At 42.1% G+C, this 16,052-nt stretch carries 17 protein-coding genes; 8 read left to right on the top strand and 9 right to left on the bottom strand.

Features of this window, described 5'->3' with window-relative positions:
- The first annotated feature begins 15 nt into the window (after positions 1-15).
- On the top strand, positions 16-1,113 hold the full coding sequence (locus tag C0J08_RS01470) for a DmpA family aminopeptidase (RefSeq protein WP_212654375.1): 1,098 nt from the start codon (positions 16-18) through the stop codon (positions 1,111-1,113).
- 48 nt (positions 1,114-1,161) lie between these two features.
- On the opposite strand, the gene C0J08_RS01465 is transcribed toward C0J08_RS01470, so the two are convergent.
- Positions 1,162-1,344 (bottom strand): hypothetical protein, encoded by a 183-nt coding sequence (locus C0J08_RS01465; RefSeq protein ID WP_212654374.1) that lies wholly within the window; start codon positions 1,342-1,344, stop codon positions 1,162-1,164.
- A 160-nt stretch (positions 1,345-1,504) separates the two neighbouring features.
- Complete coding sequence (locus tag C0J08_RS01460; protein WP_212654373.1) at positions 1,505-1,687, bottom strand: hypothetical protein; 183 nt, start codon at positions 1,685-1,687, stop codon at positions 1,505-1,507.
- A gap of 233 nt (positions 1,688-1,920) precedes the next feature.
- Here C0J08_RS01460 and C0J08_RS01455 point away from each other — a divergent pair, with 233 nt between their 5' ends.
- Together C0J08_RS01455 and C0J08_RS01450 are read left to right on the top strand one after the other, a co-directional pair.
- Positions 1,921-2,574 carry a glutathione S-transferase family protein gene (locus tag C0J08_RS01455; protein WP_212654372.1) on the top strand — a complete coding sequence of 218 codons (654 nt, stop codon included), beginning with the start codon at positions 1,921-1,923 and terminating at the stop codon, positions 2,572-2,574.
- Between the two features lie 117 nt (positions 2,575-2,691).
- A complete protein-coding gene (locus tag C0J08_RS01450) occupies positions 2,692-3,576 on the top strand; it encodes a phytanoyl-CoA dioxygenase family protein (RefSeq protein WP_212654371.1) in 885 nt (294 codons plus the stop codon).
- A 249-nt stretch (positions 3,577-3,825) separates the two neighbouring features.
- On the opposite strand, the gene C0J08_RS01445 is transcribed toward C0J08_RS01450, so the two are convergent.
- From C0J08_RS01445 to C0J08_RS01420, 6 genes are all read right to left on the bottom strand, one after another.
- A complete protein-coding gene (locus C0J08_RS01445; protein WP_212654370.1) occupies positions 3,826-5,718 on the bottom strand; it encodes an LTA synthase family protein in 1,893 nt (630 codons plus the stop codon).
- A 258-nt stretch (positions 5,719-5,976) separates the two neighbouring features.
- Positions 5,977-6,768: a DODA-type extradiol aromatic ring-opening family dioxygenase gene (locus tag C0J08_RS01440; RefSeq protein ID WP_212654369.1), complete on the bottom strand. Its 792-nt coding sequence runs from the start codon at positions 6,766-6,768 to the stop codon at positions 5,977-5,979.
- 240 nt (positions 6,769-7,008) lie between these two features.
- Positions 7,009-7,428, bottom strand: a complete 420-nt coding sequence (locus C0J08_RS01435) for an EVE domain-containing protein (protein ID WP_212654368.1) — start codon at positions 7,426-7,428, stop codon at positions 7,009-7,011.
- Positions 7,428-7,817: a VOC family protein gene (locus C0J08_RS01430; RefSeq protein WP_212654367.1), complete on the bottom strand. Its 390-nt coding sequence runs from the start codon at positions 7,815-7,817 to the stop codon at positions 7,428-7,430. The genes C0J08_RS01435 and C0J08_RS01430 overlap by 1 nt, the downstream gene beginning before the upstream one ends.
- Before the next feature lie 121 nt (positions 7,818-7,938).
- On the bottom strand, positions 7,939-8,634 hold the full coding sequence (locus tag C0J08_RS01425; protein WP_212654366.1) for a helix-turn-helix transcriptional regulator: 696 nt from the start codon (positions 8,632-8,634) through the stop codon (positions 7,939-7,941).
- Positions 8,635-8,637: 3 nt separating this feature from the next.
- On the bottom strand, positions 8,638-9,084 hold the full coding sequence (locus C0J08_RS01420) for an Rrf2 family transcriptional regulator (RefSeq protein ID WP_249344467.1): 447 nt from the start codon (positions 9,082-9,084) through the stop codon (positions 8,638-8,640).
- Positions 9,085-9,229: 145 nt separating this feature from the next.
- Between C0J08_RS01420 and C0J08_RS01415 the strand changes: the two genes are divergently transcribed.
- The 4 genes from C0J08_RS01415 (at position 9,230) to C0J08_RS01400 (ending at position 13,648) form a co-directional block, all read left to right on the top strand.
- A complete protein-coding gene (locus C0J08_RS01415) occupies positions 9,230-10,126 on the top strand; it encodes an NAD(P)/FAD-dependent oxidoreductase (protein ID WP_212654365.1) in 897 nt (298 codons plus the stop codon).
- 292 nt (positions 10,127-10,418) lie between these two features.
- A complete protein-coding gene (locus C0J08_RS01410) occupies positions 10,419-11,594 on the top strand; it encodes an OmpA family protein (RefSeq protein WP_212654364.1) in 1,176 nt (391 codons plus the stop codon).
- A 270-nt stretch (positions 11,595-11,864) separates the two neighbouring features.
- Positions 11,865-12,779, top strand: a complete 915-nt coding sequence (locus C0J08_RS01405; RefSeq protein WP_212654363.1) for a glycosyltransferase — start codon at positions 11,865-11,867, stop codon at positions 12,777-12,779.
- A 332-nt stretch (positions 12,780-13,111) separates the two neighbouring features.
- Positions 13,112-13,648 carry a porin family protein gene (locus C0J08_RS01400; RefSeq protein WP_212654362.1) on the top strand — a complete coding sequence of 179 codons (537 nt, stop codon included), beginning with the start codon at positions 13,112-13,114 and terminating at the stop codon, positions 13,646-13,648.
- A gap of 107 nt (positions 13,649-13,755) precedes the next feature.
- Here C0J08_RS01400 and C0J08_RS01395 read toward each other — a convergent pair whose 3' ends face one another.
- Positions 13,756-15,006, bottom strand: a complete 1,251-nt coding sequence (locus tag C0J08_RS01395; protein ID WP_249344465.1) for a TIGR03862 family flavoprotein — start codon at positions 15,004-15,006, stop codon at positions 13,756-13,758.
- A 208-nt stretch (positions 15,007-15,214) separates the two neighbouring features.
- On the opposite strand from C0J08_RS01395, the gene C0J08_RS01390 reads away from it, so the two are divergent.
- On the top strand, positions 15,215-16,033 hold the full coding sequence (locus C0J08_RS01390; protein ID WP_212654361.1) for a glycosyltransferase: 819 nt from the start codon (positions 15,215-15,217) through the stop codon (positions 16,031-16,033).
- Positions 16,034-16,052: the final 19 nt, after the last annotated feature.

Below are 16,052 nucleotides of genomic sequence, written 5' to 3'. Positions count from 1 at the left end.
ATAGTAGGCCGAATTATGTCCAAATTACGCGCACGAGCACTAGGGCTGCCTTTTCCCGGAATAACGGGTCCAAACAATGCCATTACCGATGTTCCAGGTATTCAGGTGGGTTATAAAACGCTTATTAATAATGACTTAATATCGCCAGCTAGAACCGGAGTAACGGCCATATTGCCACGAGGAAGGAGCCATACACCGAAACCTGTGTGGGCTGGCATGTACGCCCTTAATGGCAATGGTGAAATGACGGGGACTCATTGGATTCAAGATGGTGGATATTTCGTCGGTCCGATTATGATCACTAACTCCCATGCTGTTGGAATCACTCATCACGCCGCAGTGAAATGGACCATTCAGCAATACAAGGAAACTTGGCAAAATAATCATTTATGGGCGATGCCTGTTGTTGCAGAAACCTTTGATGGCGTACTGAATGACATCAACGCTATGCATGTAACAGAACAGGATGCCTTGGATGCATTGGATAATGCTAAAACAGGTGCCGTTGCAGAAGGGAATGTGGGTGGCGGAACAGGCATGATCGCCTATGATTTTAAAGGTGGTACCGGTACGTCTTCTCGGCTCATTAACATAGGAGATAAAACTTATACTGTCGCGGCCTTGGTTCAAGCGAATCACGGTATTCGCCCTTGGTTTAATGTACTTGGCGCACCGGTTGGAAAATTAATGACCCAAGACCGCATTCACGCCTTACATGAACAAGGTTCCATCATTGTCATACTGGCTACAGACGCTCCCATGTTGCCTCATCAGTTAAAACGTCTTGCCAAAAGAGCAGCGCTAGGTATTGGTAAAAATGGTTCACCTGGTGGCAACAATTCTGGCGACATATTTCTTGCCTTTAGCACCGCCAACGAACAAGACTTACCGCAACTATCAGGTCCAATAGGATCGATGGAATACTTAAATGATGAATTTTTTGATGACTTTTACATGGCTACAGTGGAAGCAATAGAAGAATCTGTGATCAATGCGATGGTAGCTGCTGAGGACACTCCAACATTCAAACAGCCAGAGAATAAAATCTGTAAAGCAATAGATGTTGAGTCATTATCGAAAATAGTGAAAACATTCCATTCTTCTTTAACTTAAAATACCCCTACCCTGATAGAGAAGGTAGTGAAACTCTAACCTTCTCTATTAATGCATTAAACGTCCATCATCCGACATCAAAGCCTTTAACTCATCCTGTAGGCTTTCAATTTTCTCGGCTAATATATGCTGCTGCGACAGCGGTATTTGTGCAATATCCTGAAGTGATACTTTCTCTAAGTTTTCGAGTAAGCTAACTAAATGCTGTATACGGTCATCTTTTCTGTTCATGCGAGTCCTCTCCATAGATGCATGGTGACTTCTAACCATAGACAACTTTTCCTAATTACTCTGTCATCAATAAGAAATTTTATGTAAAAATTTGAAGTGTTTTCAGAAAGTATTACAGTTAATAATCATTCTTAATCTTAAATAAAAAGCTATCCAGATATTAGCAACCTCCTTTTTTCGCTTGTCCTGGGGGACAAAATTTACCAGAAGAGTCTTTATCTTTGTGGCCTTCATCGCTTTTTGCTTCGATATCAATGCCAGCAAATTTTCCGCCTACTCGGTTTATCTCGCAACCAGTTAACGATACCAAGCTGACGGCAATAATCAGTAAAGTAGCTCTCATTTTTAGCTCCTCATTCTTCGAATGGGCGAGCATAACAAAGTACTTTTCACTCAACCCCCAGCCTTACAAAATCATGACTGTGATTTTCACTATTCAAAGATCACTGACCTTATCTTTTCAGAAAAAATATTAGCCACCCCAATTATTCATTAGTTATTACAAAAACAAACTGCAACAATGAACGCCATAAAAAAAGAGACATTGAACCAGACACCAACAAGGAGCCTTGCATAATGAAACTGATCATAGGAAATAAGAATTACTCATCTTGGTCGTTACGAGGTTGGTTGGCATTAAAAGCCTTCAACATTCCATTTGAAGAAATAAAACTCAGCCTGTTTAGTGAGGAGTTTCATAGCGAACTAGCCAAATATTCACCAGTAGGTAAAGTGCCAGTTTTAGTGGATAGCGATCTGAGCGTGTGGGATTCTCTCGCTATTTGCGAATACATCAATGAAAACTATTTGGATGGTAAAGGTTGGCCTGAAGATAAAAATAGCCGTGCCGTAGCGCGATCTATTGTGGCCGACATGCACTCTGGATTATTTGGTATTCGTAATGAAATGCCAATGAATTGTCGTGCGAAACGTCGAGTTGAGCTCAGTAATAATGCGCAAAAGGAAGTCGCTAACCTAAACGCCCTCTGGTCCGATTTACGCAGCAAACACATCAAAGATGGCGACTACTTATTCGGTACTTTTAGTTTGGCAGACGTTTTCTTTGCCCCTGTTGTCTTTCGTTTTTCAACCTACGGAATCACACTGTCAGACGCCGCCAGCGCCTACTGCAAAACCATGCTAGCGCACCCAGATATGCAAGCTTGGTTTAAAGATTCTGTGGCAGAAGTGGAAATAGTCTCTCAAGCTGAAACAGGCGAAGCGGTTTAATGCTTTTGTGAAACGTGCTTTTTCTAATGACAGGACTTCTTTCAACAAAGGCTAATGGTATTATGTGTCTAAGATAAAAATCACTAAGACACTAACACTGAAAGGGATATCAATTCGATGACATTATCTAAACGTGAAGACTTCCAAAACAAGGGTGTCCTTAAGCTTTCCAATGTCATCAATATGGAAAAAATTGTCGAAGTGCAAAGCTCTCTTTGGCAAGAAGTAAAACACAAATTTAGCATTGATATCGACGAATCCAGTACATGGTTTGCCAACCCAAGCAATCCTATCGGAGACGCTCGTGCAAAGCGCCTAAACGGAATGGGGTCGATTATGCGAGACCTCAAAGCCTCAGGTAAATTAAATGAGATAGAGGGCGATATACAGTCTGCGATTGATCAGGTGTTCGGCGCTCAATCTTGGCAACCACTCGACCTTTGGTATTCTTTATTGAGCTTTCCGGGCTCAGAATCGGCTTGGAATGTGCCACATAAATCTTGGCACTGCGATGAACCTGCTGTGGTGGGTGACGCCAAGCCTTGGAGTTTATTTGTCTTTGTATTTCTCGATGAGGTGAGAACAGAAATGGGCGCAACAAGCGTCGTTTCTGGCTCCCATCGCCGTATAGCCTCCCTCGCAAACACACTCGGAACATGCCATAACGAGGCACTCATAGACGCGTTTAAATCCGTTAATAGCGGACTCATTGAAAGCCCAAAAGACGTAAAACTCTTACCCATGGATCAGGCATTAGAGCCTCTTGTTCAACAAGACCCTTGGTTTCAGGCACTGGTAAAGGAAGACTCTGCTGATAAACGCATCCAGCGCCTCATGAAAGAAGGCAGTTCACTGGATGATATTGAGCAGAAAGTCGTCACCTTAACAGGCGTCGCTGGCGACATCATTGTGTTTGATCCACGCTGTCTTCACACTTTCTCCGCCAATGTTTCTGGCCTTCCTCGACAGGTATTACGGATCGATTTTAGACGCCAAGTATAAACGATCGGCCAATACCTTTATTTGCCTTTTATTCAGACCATGAATAAGAAGGTAAAATTGCTATGTTGGAGATGAAAGGTCGAATCAAACAGTTTGGCGCTAGATCAGGCTTTCGGTCTAGCGCCACTACAAAACAAAAATATACGACGAAAAAGCCTAAGAGCGTTTAATTAAAGCGAAAACGAGGCACAGTCCACAAAAAACCTCACAACCTATTTAGGTGTGAGGCTTAATCAAGTTTACACTTCTTTATGGTTTCTTATATTCGGTAAACTCTTGTGTTTTCCCTGAGAACAAAAGGTCCTGCTGAACACGGGTGAACGTCAGTGCGTCATTAACACGTGAATCAACATTCGTAGGACAAGACACACTCTGTTGCATCAAAAAGTCTTTACGCCAGAGGTAGCATTTGTAATCGTTGGTGGCGAGGTCAATTTCCGTTAGGTAATCACCCGTTAACCAACCGATGTTGCCATTATGATAATAATCAGCAAAAGCTGAGGCCGGATCGATATGTAACAAATCTCGACCAGCAAACCAAGGGATATTGGCTCCCAACATGCCTACAACCGTCGGCACTATATCTCGTTGAGAAGTAATCGCGGGGAAGGTCGTGCCCATCTTTTCATTGCCTGCCGAGTAGATTAAGAAAGGAATGGAATACTCAGACAAGTTAGAGGAAGTGAACCCTGCTGTATGATCCGCCACAAATGCGTAAATAACCGGTTTTTCGAACGTTATAGATGACATTTTAGCGAAGAAAGCCGCAAGAGCTTGATCTGAAAAACGTAATACATTTAATTTAGATGAACGAGATGAACCATCAGTAAATGCACCTTCCACGCCATCTGGCAAAGAAATATCATGGGTAGTATTAGTATTTATTCCTAGTAAAAAGGGTTCTTTAAGGCTGTTTTCAACTTTATCTAAAATAAAAGCATACAAGTCTTGATCGTAATAGCCCCAAGCATTTTGTCCAAATTGCGTTTTATTGTCGTCAAAGTCTTCCTTACCATAGCTTTTCTCAAAACCGATCGCTTGAGCAAAAGAGCCAACACCACTGGTGTTTTTATGCGAACCTTGGAAAAAACGCGTATCCCAGCCTTTTCGTTTTAAAATTTCAGGCAAACATTCGTAATCAAAGGACTCTAACTGAGTCTTAGCAACGGATTTTCCTAATGGGTTTTGAGAACTACAAAAAATCGAGTAGATTCCTTCGGAAGTTCGGTGGCCACCAGCAATCATCAAATCCGATGAAAATGACTTGGCTTTAAGTTGCTGAAAAAATGGTGTAACGACTTGCCCATCTGGTGAAATTTGATTCTCCTGGGACCAGCTTTCCAACAAAATAAACACCAAATTATAATCTTTAATATTGTCTATATTCAGGTTCAGTTTATCGCCAGGATATAGATGAGCAAGATTACCTTCATCATGATTAATCGTCACTTGTTGGAGTTTATTGTTCGCACTGATAATAGAAAATACGGTGCTATAGGTGCCATTAAGGCTCAGCATGGCTTTCTTACTATCACCTATAGCGTATGCAAAAGAAGGATTCAAAGGTAGATCAGCAACACCTCCACGGAAAAAGAACACCGTTGAGAGTAAGATGACAAACAATTCGACTGGCAATACTACTAATCCGATTTTTCCTTTATTGCGCTTAATCTTCACATTCAATTTAAACGACAGATAAAAAAGTATCGCGGCAATAGCAATAACAGGGAGCGTTTTACCAGAATCGAAAAAGATATTCGTACCTTGAGACATCAAAGAAAAAGGCGTAGCAAGAAAGCTGGTTACTTCGTATGAAGTATGTCGATGGGCATCAGAGAAATACAACATATCGGAGAGTTGCATCGAAATTAACACAACTTGCAACAACACCAGGACCAAGCGACTAAGGCGGTTCAATAAAAGGTAATTGATGACTAAAAAGGAAAAAGCAAAAAAAGCCGCAACGGCGAGGTCAAACCATCCCCAGAAAAACGCATGCAGTATGTCCCTAGCTTCTAGATCATTAAAGTACTCAAAGTTAAAGTATAAAAACCCCGCTTTGAGGATAAGCGTCGAGAGATAAAAGAAAGCAAAGACCTTATAGAATAAAAACACTTTGCTAGTTGAGAAAAAGGTATTCATAAAATCCATCTATCTTTGTATATGCTTGATTGAGGTGGGTGGCAAGACACAGGCAAGCCGCATGGCGGATCAAATAGCCAAGTATTCTAAATCAACCATACTGTCCATGACCAGAGCTTTGCTAGACCGCTTTTCAAAAGCACAGAAAAGTACAAAGTTACTTGTTAGATCACCTCCTATAATGTGGAGAAAATAAAATGGCGCGGAATCAACTTTGATCCAACGCCATAGTGACAATATGCAGAGAAAAACGATCGCTTAGTCAAAGCGAAAACTAGACGCCGTCCAACCACCAAAGATACCTTCGTCATGATAAACACAGGTGGCTTTGCCCTCTTCGGCGGCACCAAGAGCCACCATGAGAGGGATTAGATGGTCTTCTCTTGGATGACAAATTCGCGCATACGGCGCTTTGTCCCAGTCAACCAAATTTGCACTGCGTTCTGCTGGAGCCGTTTCTAATAAGGTTTCCTGCAACCAAGCATCAAAGGCGTTAGAAGGTTTGATGGCTTGTGGACCTCTTAACCCAAGGTTATGAAAGCTCAAACCACTCCCCACAATCAGCACGCCCTCTTCACGCAATGGAGCCAATGCTCGCCCTAATGCTAGGTGCTCTTCTGGATCTAGGTTCGATTTAAGGGACAACTGAATCAGCGGCATGTCCTCTTCTGGGTACATCACAGCCATTGGCGCGAAAGCACCATGGTCAAAGCCCTTTTTATCATCCAAATCCACTGGAAAACCGGCCCCTTTAATCAGTTCAGCCACGCGAGCGGCCACGTCTGGAGCGCCAGGTGCTCGATATTTCACTTCATAGGTATGAGCCGGAAAACCGTAATAGTCGTATTCCATGCCCGGTGCGGAGTGAGACTGAACACCAAAGGTTTTGCGTTCCCAATGACCTGAAATCATCAAAATCGCCTTAGGTTTTTCTGGCACCTCTTGGGTCATGCGCACTAAAGAGGCTTCAAGGTTGGAAAACATAGCTCGCATGTCTGGGATATAAGGCCAAGGGCCGCCACCGTGGGAAATAAAGTACGTGGGTAACATAGTTGTTCACCTCTAAAAGCTAGAATAATTCGCCAAAGCCTAAACACTCAATAGGCTGTATTTAATGGCATCAGTCTAGGCTGGCGACTTGCGTGGATCAATACGCCTGCAGTTAACCCATCATTTCTTTTTAATTAATAATTCAATATTAAGCACATCCTATATTTCTTTTCATACAATTCTTTAACGCTGAAAAAGCCAAATGAATTCAATCCATTTGGCTTAAGTCATGACGCAAGATTAGCGCTCGACACACATGGCAGAGGCAATAGCACCAAAGTCATGTTCGCTGATTTCAAACAATCCAAAACGCATGGGGTAGGCCCAATTCGTCTTTCCGCGACTAAACTCCATAAGACTAAGTAGTGGCCGTATGGGAGCTGGATGAGCAGAATACCAGTTCACATCGCGGCGATACGGGTGAAAGGTATCCGACATACTCACCTGATATACCTGCTGATCTTTCACTTCGCCAATGGCGGTAAAAGACTGCAAAGGCGTTTTTTCACCAAAGACTTCAACAGAGGAATAATAAACAACATGATCCCCTTCTTTCAGCCGCTTTAGTGGCCCTCCTTTTCCGTGGCAGACTTGCATGAAACCGTCCTGAACGCCACGGCTAACATGGTCAGCCGCGGCCACCGCAATCCAGCAAGCCATTAGACTTTCTCTTGCTCGGCTTTTTCGTAGGTGTACACACGTAATCGATGACCATCTGGATCAAGCGCGGTAAAAGTCGTCCCGAAATCCATGACTGTTGGCTCTTGAATAATATCGACGCCCAACTCTCGCCACTTGATATAGTGAATTTGCAAAGTAATTAAATTATCAAGGGAAAGCGCGACTTCCATACTGCCCGCGGGCACATCCGTGGCGGTTGGCAAAACATCTTCCCGCGCCCACAAACCAAACTTCGCGCCCGTTTCCGAAACAAACAAAGCAAAGCTTTCGCTAGCTTCTACCGGTTCGCGCTCAAATAAAGGGCGATAAAAATCCACGCTGCGTTGTACATTGTCGACATATAAGATGGTGAAATTTGAAAGATCCATACTGACATTCCTATTCGCTGTTTAGATTTCACGTTAAAAGTTTAGTACTTCTCATCAAGCTTTGGCCCGATAAGGTGAGAATAAACAAGCGGAGTGTCAGATCTTGTCAGTAGTAAATGAATTAGGAAGGTTTGTTGCCCAATGTCTCACGCCATTGTTTAAGCAATACATGACGGGGCGTGGCGTAACGCGTATTGATTAACTCACAAGATAAGATTCTATCCGTCCGGAAATTACGAATTTCTTGGCGCAGTTCACACCAAGCCACCAACACCCGGACCTCATCAAAATACCCCAAGGCAAATGGCCAGATTCGACGCTGAGACGTCTTGCCTTTTAAATCTCGATACTCAATGGAGAGAATCTTTTCATCTCGAATCGCTTGGCGAACGTCGGCCATATCCACAGTGTCTGTCGCCGACTCTTTGCCTGGACCGATCAGCAAGGAGGTATCATCTAAAATGTCTTTTAATTCTGCTGGCAGTACCGAAGCAATTTTATTCAAGGCGTTTTGCGCGCCATTACTTAATTGGTTATCCGTCCCCGTCCGTTGTGTAACCCAACGGGCCCCAAGCACCAAGGCTTCAATTTCTTCCTCGGTGAACATCAAGGGTGGCAGCAGAAAACCCGGCTTGAGAACGTAGCCGACGCCCGCTTCGCCTTCAATATTCGCACCTTGCTCTTGCAAGGTGGCAATGTCTCGATACAAAGTCCGCACACTGATATTGAGTTTTTCCGCCAACGCCTTCCCTGACACTGGATATCGATGACTGCGCAGTAAAGCAATAAGAGTAAGCAAACGCTGGGAGCGTACCATGCATTAATCTCCCGAAGAGCCTTGCCGACTTAGCGGATAATCTGCAAAGCCCACAGCCAGTACATCTAATGTTACGTCCCGAAACCGCTCGAGTAACAGAGCTTCCGCCTCAATTAATACATCGCTAATGGCTTTATTTACCGCAATTTCAATCGGGCAAGATGTGTGCTCATCTGAAAGCCCAATGGTAAACACCGAGCTTTCACCAATAGCATTATGGATATCCAACAAGGTGATGTCAGACAACGCCATAGCCAATGACCACCCGCCCCCATGGCCTTTCACTGAGGTGACGTAACCTTTGTCTCGCAAACCCGCCATGGTGCGGCGCACGACAACCGGATTGGTATTGAGCATAGTGGCAATTTTTTCGGAAGTAGCAGGGGCATCCAGCTGATCCATATGAATCAGTACATGTAGCATGCGGGATAAACGACTGTCTTTTCTCATTAGAAATCTCATAGCAAATAGCAATTCACACATTCTAACTCAGATTATCATGAAACATTAAAAGTATCATGATTTGACTTGAGATTTTCATGTAACTTATGATGTTTCTTAATATCTATTTTTCATCAACATAAGGAATAACGCAATGCAACTTGACGTCATCATAATCGGTGGAAGCTTTGCTGGATTGTCTGCCGCCATGCAGCTAGCAAGAGGTCAAAGAAAAGTCACCGTCATCGACGCTGGAGAACCTAGAAATCGCTACGCTGATCAATCTCATGGATTCTTCGGGCTAGACGGCGTATCACCTTTCGCTATCCAGCAAGAAGCCTACCGTCAGCTACTAAAATATCCCACAGCGGACATTGTCAAAGGCAAGGCCATAGCGGTCGAAAAAAGCGCCTCAGCGTTTCATGTCATGCTGGAAGACAATACGAGCCTTCACAGTAAAAAACTCATATTAGCTACAGGGTTGAGAGATGAATTGCCGGCTATCCCAGGTTTAAAAGAACGCTGGGGAGCAACGGTCATTCACTGCCCTTATTGTCATGGTTACGAAGTAAGAAATCAGCCACTTGGGGTGTTAGCGACCAGTCCGTTATCTATCCATCAAGCCGGAATGATTCCTGACTGGGGGCCAACAACCTACTTTACTCAAGGTCTATACGAACCGGATGAAGAGCAGCGCGCTTTTTTACTAAAACGCGGTGTAACCATTGAAAGCACGCCAGCCGTAGAAGTATTAGGAAGAGCACCGGAAATATCATCGGTCTATCTAGCAGATGGTCGTACGATTCGTTTAGCGGCTCTATTTGTAGGGCCAAAAACTCACATGGCAAGCCCGTTTGCCGAACAACTTGGATGCGAATTTGAAGAAGGTCCGCTAGGTCTGGTGATTAAAACCGATCCATTTAAGCAGACTTCTGTGGAGGGCATCTTCGCTGCAGGTGATATGGGAAACCCAATGCAAAATGCCACTTTAGCGTCCGCCTCGGGTGTTATGGCTGGTGTTGGTGCCCATCAATCATTAATGCGAGATTAGCGCTTCCTTTTCTTTACATGAGGCATCTATTCTTATCAGATGCCTCATTCCCACCCGCCACCAAGTGAAAAACTCACGTAATGAATCCCTCCTTTTATCCGTTTTTTTCGCGCTCTTTTTCATCGACTCTGTGTTGATATTGCTTGTTAGGTAAACACCGAGTCATGATTGCGCAATGCCAGATGACACAAGGGCTAAAGGTCATTTTTCTGTCAATTTTTAAACCTCGATAAACGCGCTATTCTGAAAAAAGAACAACCCACATAGCTATTTATCAGGAGATAAAAAAACAATGTCTTTTAACATCGCAAAACGCACGCTTCTCAGCAGTATTATTGCAGCGTCTTCACTGTCCACTTTAGCGCTTGCACAACAACAGGAAGGTTTCACTATTACGCCAAGCATTGGTTACTACAATATGGATAGTGACCGAGATACCAAAGACGATAAAGCCTATTCGCTCGGTTTAGGTTATCAATTCAACAACCCATGGGCGGTTGAGTTTGTTTACCTAAACGCTGACTCAAAACAAAATGGCGCTGACGTGGATGTTGATCAATACCGTTTAGACGGTTTGTACCATCTTCCAAACATCAGCACGCTTAACCTAACCCCTTATTTAGCCGCAGGTGTCGGTACTGCTGATTTCAGCAATGGTGGCAATAACAATACTCAGGTTAACGCTGGTGGCGGTTTGAAATACGCCATTAATGATACTGTGTCATTACGCGCAGACTTTCGTTTGGTAGATGATGTGGAAGACCATCATCTGGATAACGTAACATCTTTAGGTGTGCAAATGACCTTTGGTAGCCCATCGAAACGCAGCACTACCAGCAACGATGGCTACACGCCAGTAGAGCAAAGCTATACTCAGACAGCATCCGAGCCGGTTGAAGATAGCCAAGCAGAAACGGCTCAACCAGAAACCGTGCAGCCTGATGTCGTATACGAAGATCAAGCCACACAAGATGATACAGTCGCCGAGTCACCGATGACCCAAGACACCACAGAAACGACAAACGATGACATGGCTCAAGAAGAAACCGTGACAGCCGCGCCAGTTTTGACGGACGATATCGAACCAAACCAAACTACGCAGCCTGAAGTGACAGAGCCGCAATCTGAACTTAAACTGAACATCCAATTTGGTACTAACCAAACGCGGGTTGAACAAAAATATTATCCAGAAATAGAAAAACTGGCCGTTTATCTTGAAGAACACCCTCAAAGCACCGTCATTATTGAAGGCCACACCGACGATACTGGCGCCGCTAGCTATAACCAACGAGTCTCCGAGAATCGAGCAAAAGCCATTGCTGATGTATTGATCAGAACATTTGAAGTTTCAGAAGATCGAGTCAAAGCGATTGGTTATGGAGAAGAAAAACCCATGGTAGAAAACGACAGCCCTGAGCACCGCCAAATCAACCGACGTGTTGTTGCTATCATTTCGCTTAATGAATAAAGTTTCGTTTTCGACAACGAAACAAGCTTGTAAAACGCCTGATGACTTTCATCAGGCGTTTTACCTATAACATTGCTATTTATTCAGTATACATACAGTCTGGTATGTATTTATCAAAACACTAACTAAATCAGAACTCAGTAAAAATAACTCTTATATACAACCACTTTTAATAATACACCTCATATAAAAACAGACTGTATTGCCAAAGACCGCTTTATCGACCTATAATACAGTTTACATTGTTTTCAAACTTTCCAAGGTCTTTTTATGTATGACGTATCAATCATAACGGTTAATTACAATAGTTCTGACGATACGTTAAATATGATAGCAAGTGTCGGTGAAAAAACCGCCCTTAGGTATGAGATAATTGTTGTAGATAATAACTCTACATTAGAAGAATATAAGAAACTTTCGCACCTCAATTCATTAGAAAATGTAAAAGTAGTACGCAGCAGAATAAATCTGGGATTTTCTGGTGGTAATATGCTGGGAGTAAATACATGTTCTGAAAAATCAAAATATCTATTTTTCCTGAATAACGATACGATCTTAATAAATAATGCTATAGATATTCTTTTCAAAGATTGTGAAGAGAATAATAAAATCGGTTTAATTTCACCTCAGCAATTTGACGAAAACAAAAACATTGTCTCCAGCTTCAAGTACTTCCCAAATGCTTTAGAAAGCTTTTTAGGTAAAGGCTTTATTAACCTAATATCTAGTAAAAAAAGATACAGTAATAAAAAAACCTACAACTCAATCATCGAGGTTGGTGTGGTGAGCGGTGCTTCAATGTTTTTTAATAGGCAATGTTTCAACAAAACAAAAGGTTTTGATACTAATTTCTTTCTATATTGCGAAGAAGAAGATATTTCTAGAGAGGTATGGAAAAATGACTATAAGGTTTGCTTTGACTCTAAATCAAAAATAATGCATTTCTGTGGTAAAAGTACTACAAGAAGTTATGAAATAGAAAGAGAAGCTATAATTTCATATTATCGATTAATCGAAAAACACTTAGGTTTTTTTAATAGAAACTTCCTTAAAATATATATGATAATTAAATTCTTTAAAAAAAGAAAACTAAGTAAAAAAAATAAAAAACTATTCAATTTTTTATTAACCAATAATAAAGAAAAGCACAGTTTAAAATACAGCCAAAAACCAACCTCTGAATAAAACCTTCTAGCCTATATAAGAAAACTGATCACAACCAGCCATACAAAAGACTAATAAAACACATATCCTTGCTTTATCTAATCACAATTACTCACTATCTTTCTTTACATGAAAATTTATTGTAATAAACAGCGTATTTCTTTCACCCTTTTCGCCTCCTTTGCAAGGCTCACCGCTTAAAAAGAATCAGTTTAGTAAGGCTCTAGTAATGATTGAGAAGATGAAGGTCAAAACTCATTTCTTGCATATTTCAACAGGGGTTTTCAATGATTTTTTTCGGGGTAATCTAGATAAAGAACAACGAAACGTGATGTTCCTTAGGAGAAATCAATATGTCTACAGCTTTTAAAAAACGAACTCTTTTTAGTGGTGTCTTAATTGCTTCAACACTGACTACAATGGCATACGCTGAACAACCAAAACAAGGTTTCACGGTAACTCCAAGTATCGGCTATTACAACACAGATGATGACCGACAAGCAGGTAATGACACATCTTATTCTGTTGGCGTTGGCTACCAGACTAACAGTCCGCTGGCGCTAGAAGCCGTTTATCTACATTCTAATGCTAATAAGCGTGGCCGTGATAACGACCTAGATCAATATCGCGTAGATGGCTTATACAGTTTGCCGGAATACACTAAGACGAACCTAACACCTTACCTAGCGGCTGGTATCGGAATTACTGATGTAGATGGTGATTCCAACAACCTACTAGTCAACGCGGGTGGTGGTGTGAAATATGCCATTAATAACGACGTGAATCTTCGCGCAGATTTTCGCTTAGTGAAGGATATTGAAGACAATTACTTAGATAACGTAACGTCTGTTGGCGTACAGTATAGCTTTGGTATGCCTAACCCAAAATAATCCAACTCGCCTATTCTTTCCATAGAATATGGCCTCACTAAAATGAACAAACAAAACGCCCAATGCAAACATTGGGCGTTTTTATACGATAAATTCAGTATTCAATCTCACTCATTTCTCTCTAGGAATTCATTCACACCCTTAGCCGCTAAATGCCCAGTGGCAAAACATGCCGTTAGTAAATATCCGCCCGTAGGCGCTTCCCAGTCGAGCATTTCTCCGGCACAAAATACCCCAGGCATGGCTTTGAGCATAAAAACATCATCGACACTGGCTTCACATACACCGCCAGCACTAGAAATCACTTCTTCTATTGGCTTGGTCTTATGAAAGTGAACAGGTACCGCTTTTAAACAATGTGCTAAAGATTCTGGCGTTTGAAAGACTTCCTTGGGGAAAGACTCATGTAATAGCGCCGTTTTCACGCCAGTGATATTAAGAGTGCGCTTTAAGTATTTACTAAAAGACTCTTTCGGCTTGGTATTACGCAATTTTTTAATCACCTGCTCGTCACTTTGCAGAGGTAAAAAATCCATCGATAAAGAAGACCGTCCAGAATCGTTAATGCCATCACGCAAATATTTAGAGAAAGCATAAATCAAACTGCCTTCCATGCCGTCTTGTGTGACAATGCATTCGCCTTTTTTGGTCACCTTTTTGCCATCCGCTAGGGTAAAAGAGAACGCCACATCTTTGAGGGGGCTGCCCGCGAACTTGGTTTTTAGATGATCGCTCCACTCACAGTAAAAGCCGCAGTTGGCACTTTGTAGCGGCGCAACAGCAATGCCTTTTTCACTGAGCACAGGAACCCAAGCGCCATCAGAACCCAATTTAGGCCAGCTTGCCCCGCCCATTGCCAATACAATGGCATCAGCCTGAGCAGTGATATTTTCTCCAACATGCTCAAATTCCACCTGATTATCTGATAAAGCCACCATCTTGTGACGCATGTGGAACTGCACACCAGCATCGCGTAAACGTTTTAACCAGTTCCGCAATAGTGGTGCCGCTTTCATATCTTTGGGAAAAACACGACCCGATGTGCCGATGAAGGTCTCGATACCAAGTCCATGAATCCAATCTCGCAACGCATCCGCATTAAACTGACGGATAGCACTGTCCAACCACTCGGCTTTATCGTAATAGCGCTGAATAAAATCTGGGTAGGCTTCCGAGTGGGTGATATTCATTCCTCCCACTCCGGCTAATAAAAACTTACGACACGCACTAGGTTTGGCATCGTATACATGAACCTGATGTCCTGCGGCACAAATCCCTTCTGCCGCCATCAAGCCCGCAGGGCCTGCTCCGACAACAATCACCGTTTTTTGTTTTTGCACCGCTTCTTGCATACCCATCAATACCCGCTAAAAAAGAAGTGCATGATAAAGAATTTTGTTTAAGGCTCAAATGGTTTAGCCATTAATCCTTTGTTTTACTATTGATAGGGTAGCTTGAGTGAACAAAATTTCGATGTGACTCATTTTTTATAGATGTTATCATTTCTACTTACGAAACTTAAAAAGTCAGTATCTAAATTACTAACTTTAAATTGAAGGAAACTAAGTGAAAGTCAGTTTAGTCGTTGCTGTCTACAAAGACATAGAAGCATTATCCTTGATTGTAGAATCACTCAAAACACAAACTTATAAGAACTTTGAACTTATTGTCGCCGAAGATAACAATGGCGAGGAAATGCGCGAATTCGTCAGTAAAATCAAAGACATAGAAGTTATTCATACTTCTCAGGAAGATAACGGCATCCAAAAGTCTCGCTCACAAAATAATGCCATTTTGGCCGCAACAGGTGAATATATTATTTTCATTGATGGTGACTGCATACCTTACAGCACTTTTATTGAAAATCATGCTTTACTGGCCAAAGAAGGGCACGTTCTCGCTGGGCGCAGAGTAAATTTAGGGCCTGCATACAGTGAAAAAATTCGAACAAGAAAAATGAAAGCCTTAAAACTAGAAAAACAATTTATTTGGCGATTACCTAGCCTTCTCAAAGACGGTAAAGAAAGCCATTTAGAGTCTGGTTTATTACTTAATTCAAAAGGATTTATTTTTCAAAAATGGATTTATCCCAAAAGTCCAAAAATACTAGGATGCAATTTTTCTTGCTTCAAAAAAGACCTTATTGAAATAAATGGGTTTGATGAAGCTTATGGTGAAAGTGCCTTACCTGACGATACCGATATAGAGTGGCGCTTTAAAGCATATGGATTGACTATTCGATCTTGTAAATTTGCCGCCAACCAATTTCATCTGTATCACACAAGAACTTACCGCGACAACATCTTCGATGACTTCGAAACGATGTATAGCAGACAAGCAAAAGGGCTATACAAAGCTCAAAAAGGCTTGGATACGCATAATTAAAGTAGATTCAGGATCCAAG

It is taken from the genome of Marinomonas sp. CT5, assembly GCF_018336975.1.
Taxonomy (GTDB): Bacteria; Pseudomonadota; Gammaproteobacteria; order Pseudomonadales; family Marinomonadaceae; genus Marinomonas.
Note: the sequence above shows the minus strand (reverse complement) of the source record. Positions and strands in the feature narration are given on the sequence as shown.

Bases quoted from the DNA above. Each gene is read 5' to 3' on its own strand.
- C0J08_RS01470 (WP_212654375.1), top strand. From the start codon at position 16: ATGTCCAAATTACGCGCACGAGCACTAGGGCTGCCTTTTCCCGGAATA.
- C0J08_RS01465 (WP_212654374.1), bottom strand. From the start codon at position 1,344: ATGAACAGAAAAGATGACCGTATACAGCATTTAGTTAGCTTACTCGAA.
- C0J08_RS01460 (WP_212654373.1), bottom strand. From the start codon at position 1,687: ATGAGAGCTACTTTACTGATTATTGCCGTCAGCTTGGTATCGTTAACT.
- C0J08_RS01455 (WP_212654372.1), top strand. From the start codon at position 1,921: ATGAAACTGATCATAGGAAATAAGAATTACTCATCTTGGTCGTTACGA.
- C0J08_RS01450 (WP_212654371.1), top strand. From the start codon at position 2,692: ATGACATTATCTAAACGTGAAGACTTCCAAAACAAGGGTGTCCTTAAG.
- C0J08_RS01445 (WP_212654370.1), bottom strand. From the start codon at position 5,718: ATGAATACCTTTTTCTCAACTAGCAAAGTGTTTTTATTCTATAAGGTC.
- C0J08_RS01440 (WP_212654369.1), bottom strand. From the start codon at position 6,768: ATGTTACCCACGTACTTTATTTCCCACGGTGGCGGCCCTTGGCCTTAT.
- C0J08_RS01435 (WP_212654368.1), bottom strand. From the start codon at position 7,428: ATGGCTTGCTGGATTGCGGTGGCCGCGGCTGACCATGTTAGCCGTGGC.
- C0J08_RS01430 (WP_212654367.1), bottom strand. From the start codon at position 7,817: ATGGATCTTTCAAATTTCACCATCTTATATGTCGACAATGTACAACGC.
- C0J08_RS01425 (WP_212654366.1), bottom strand. From the start codon at position 8,634: ATGGTACGCTCCCAGCGTTTGCTTACTCTTATTGCTTTACTGCGCAGT.
- C0J08_RS01420 (WP_249344467.1), bottom strand. From the start codon at position 9,084: ATGAGAAAAGACAGTCGTTTATCCCGCATGCTACATGTACTGATTCAT.
- C0J08_RS01415 (WP_212654365.1), top strand. From the start codon at position 9,230: ATGCAACTTGACGTCATCATAATCGGTGGAAGCTTTGCTGGATTGTCT.
- C0J08_RS01410 (WP_212654364.1), top strand. From the start codon at position 10,419: ATGTCTTTTAACATCGCAAAACGCACGCTTCTCAGCAGTATTATTGCA.
- C0J08_RS01405 (WP_212654363.1), top strand. From the start codon at position 11,865: ATGTATGACGTATCAATCATAACGGTTAATTACAATAGTTCTGACGAT.
- C0J08_RS01400 (WP_212654362.1), top strand. From the start codon at position 13,112: ATGTCTACAGCTTTTAAAAAACGAACTCTTTTTAGTGGTGTCTTAATT.
- C0J08_RS01395 (WP_249344465.1), bottom strand. From the start codon at position 15,006: ATGGGTATGCAAGAAGCGGTGCAAAAACAAAAAACGGTGATTGTTGTC.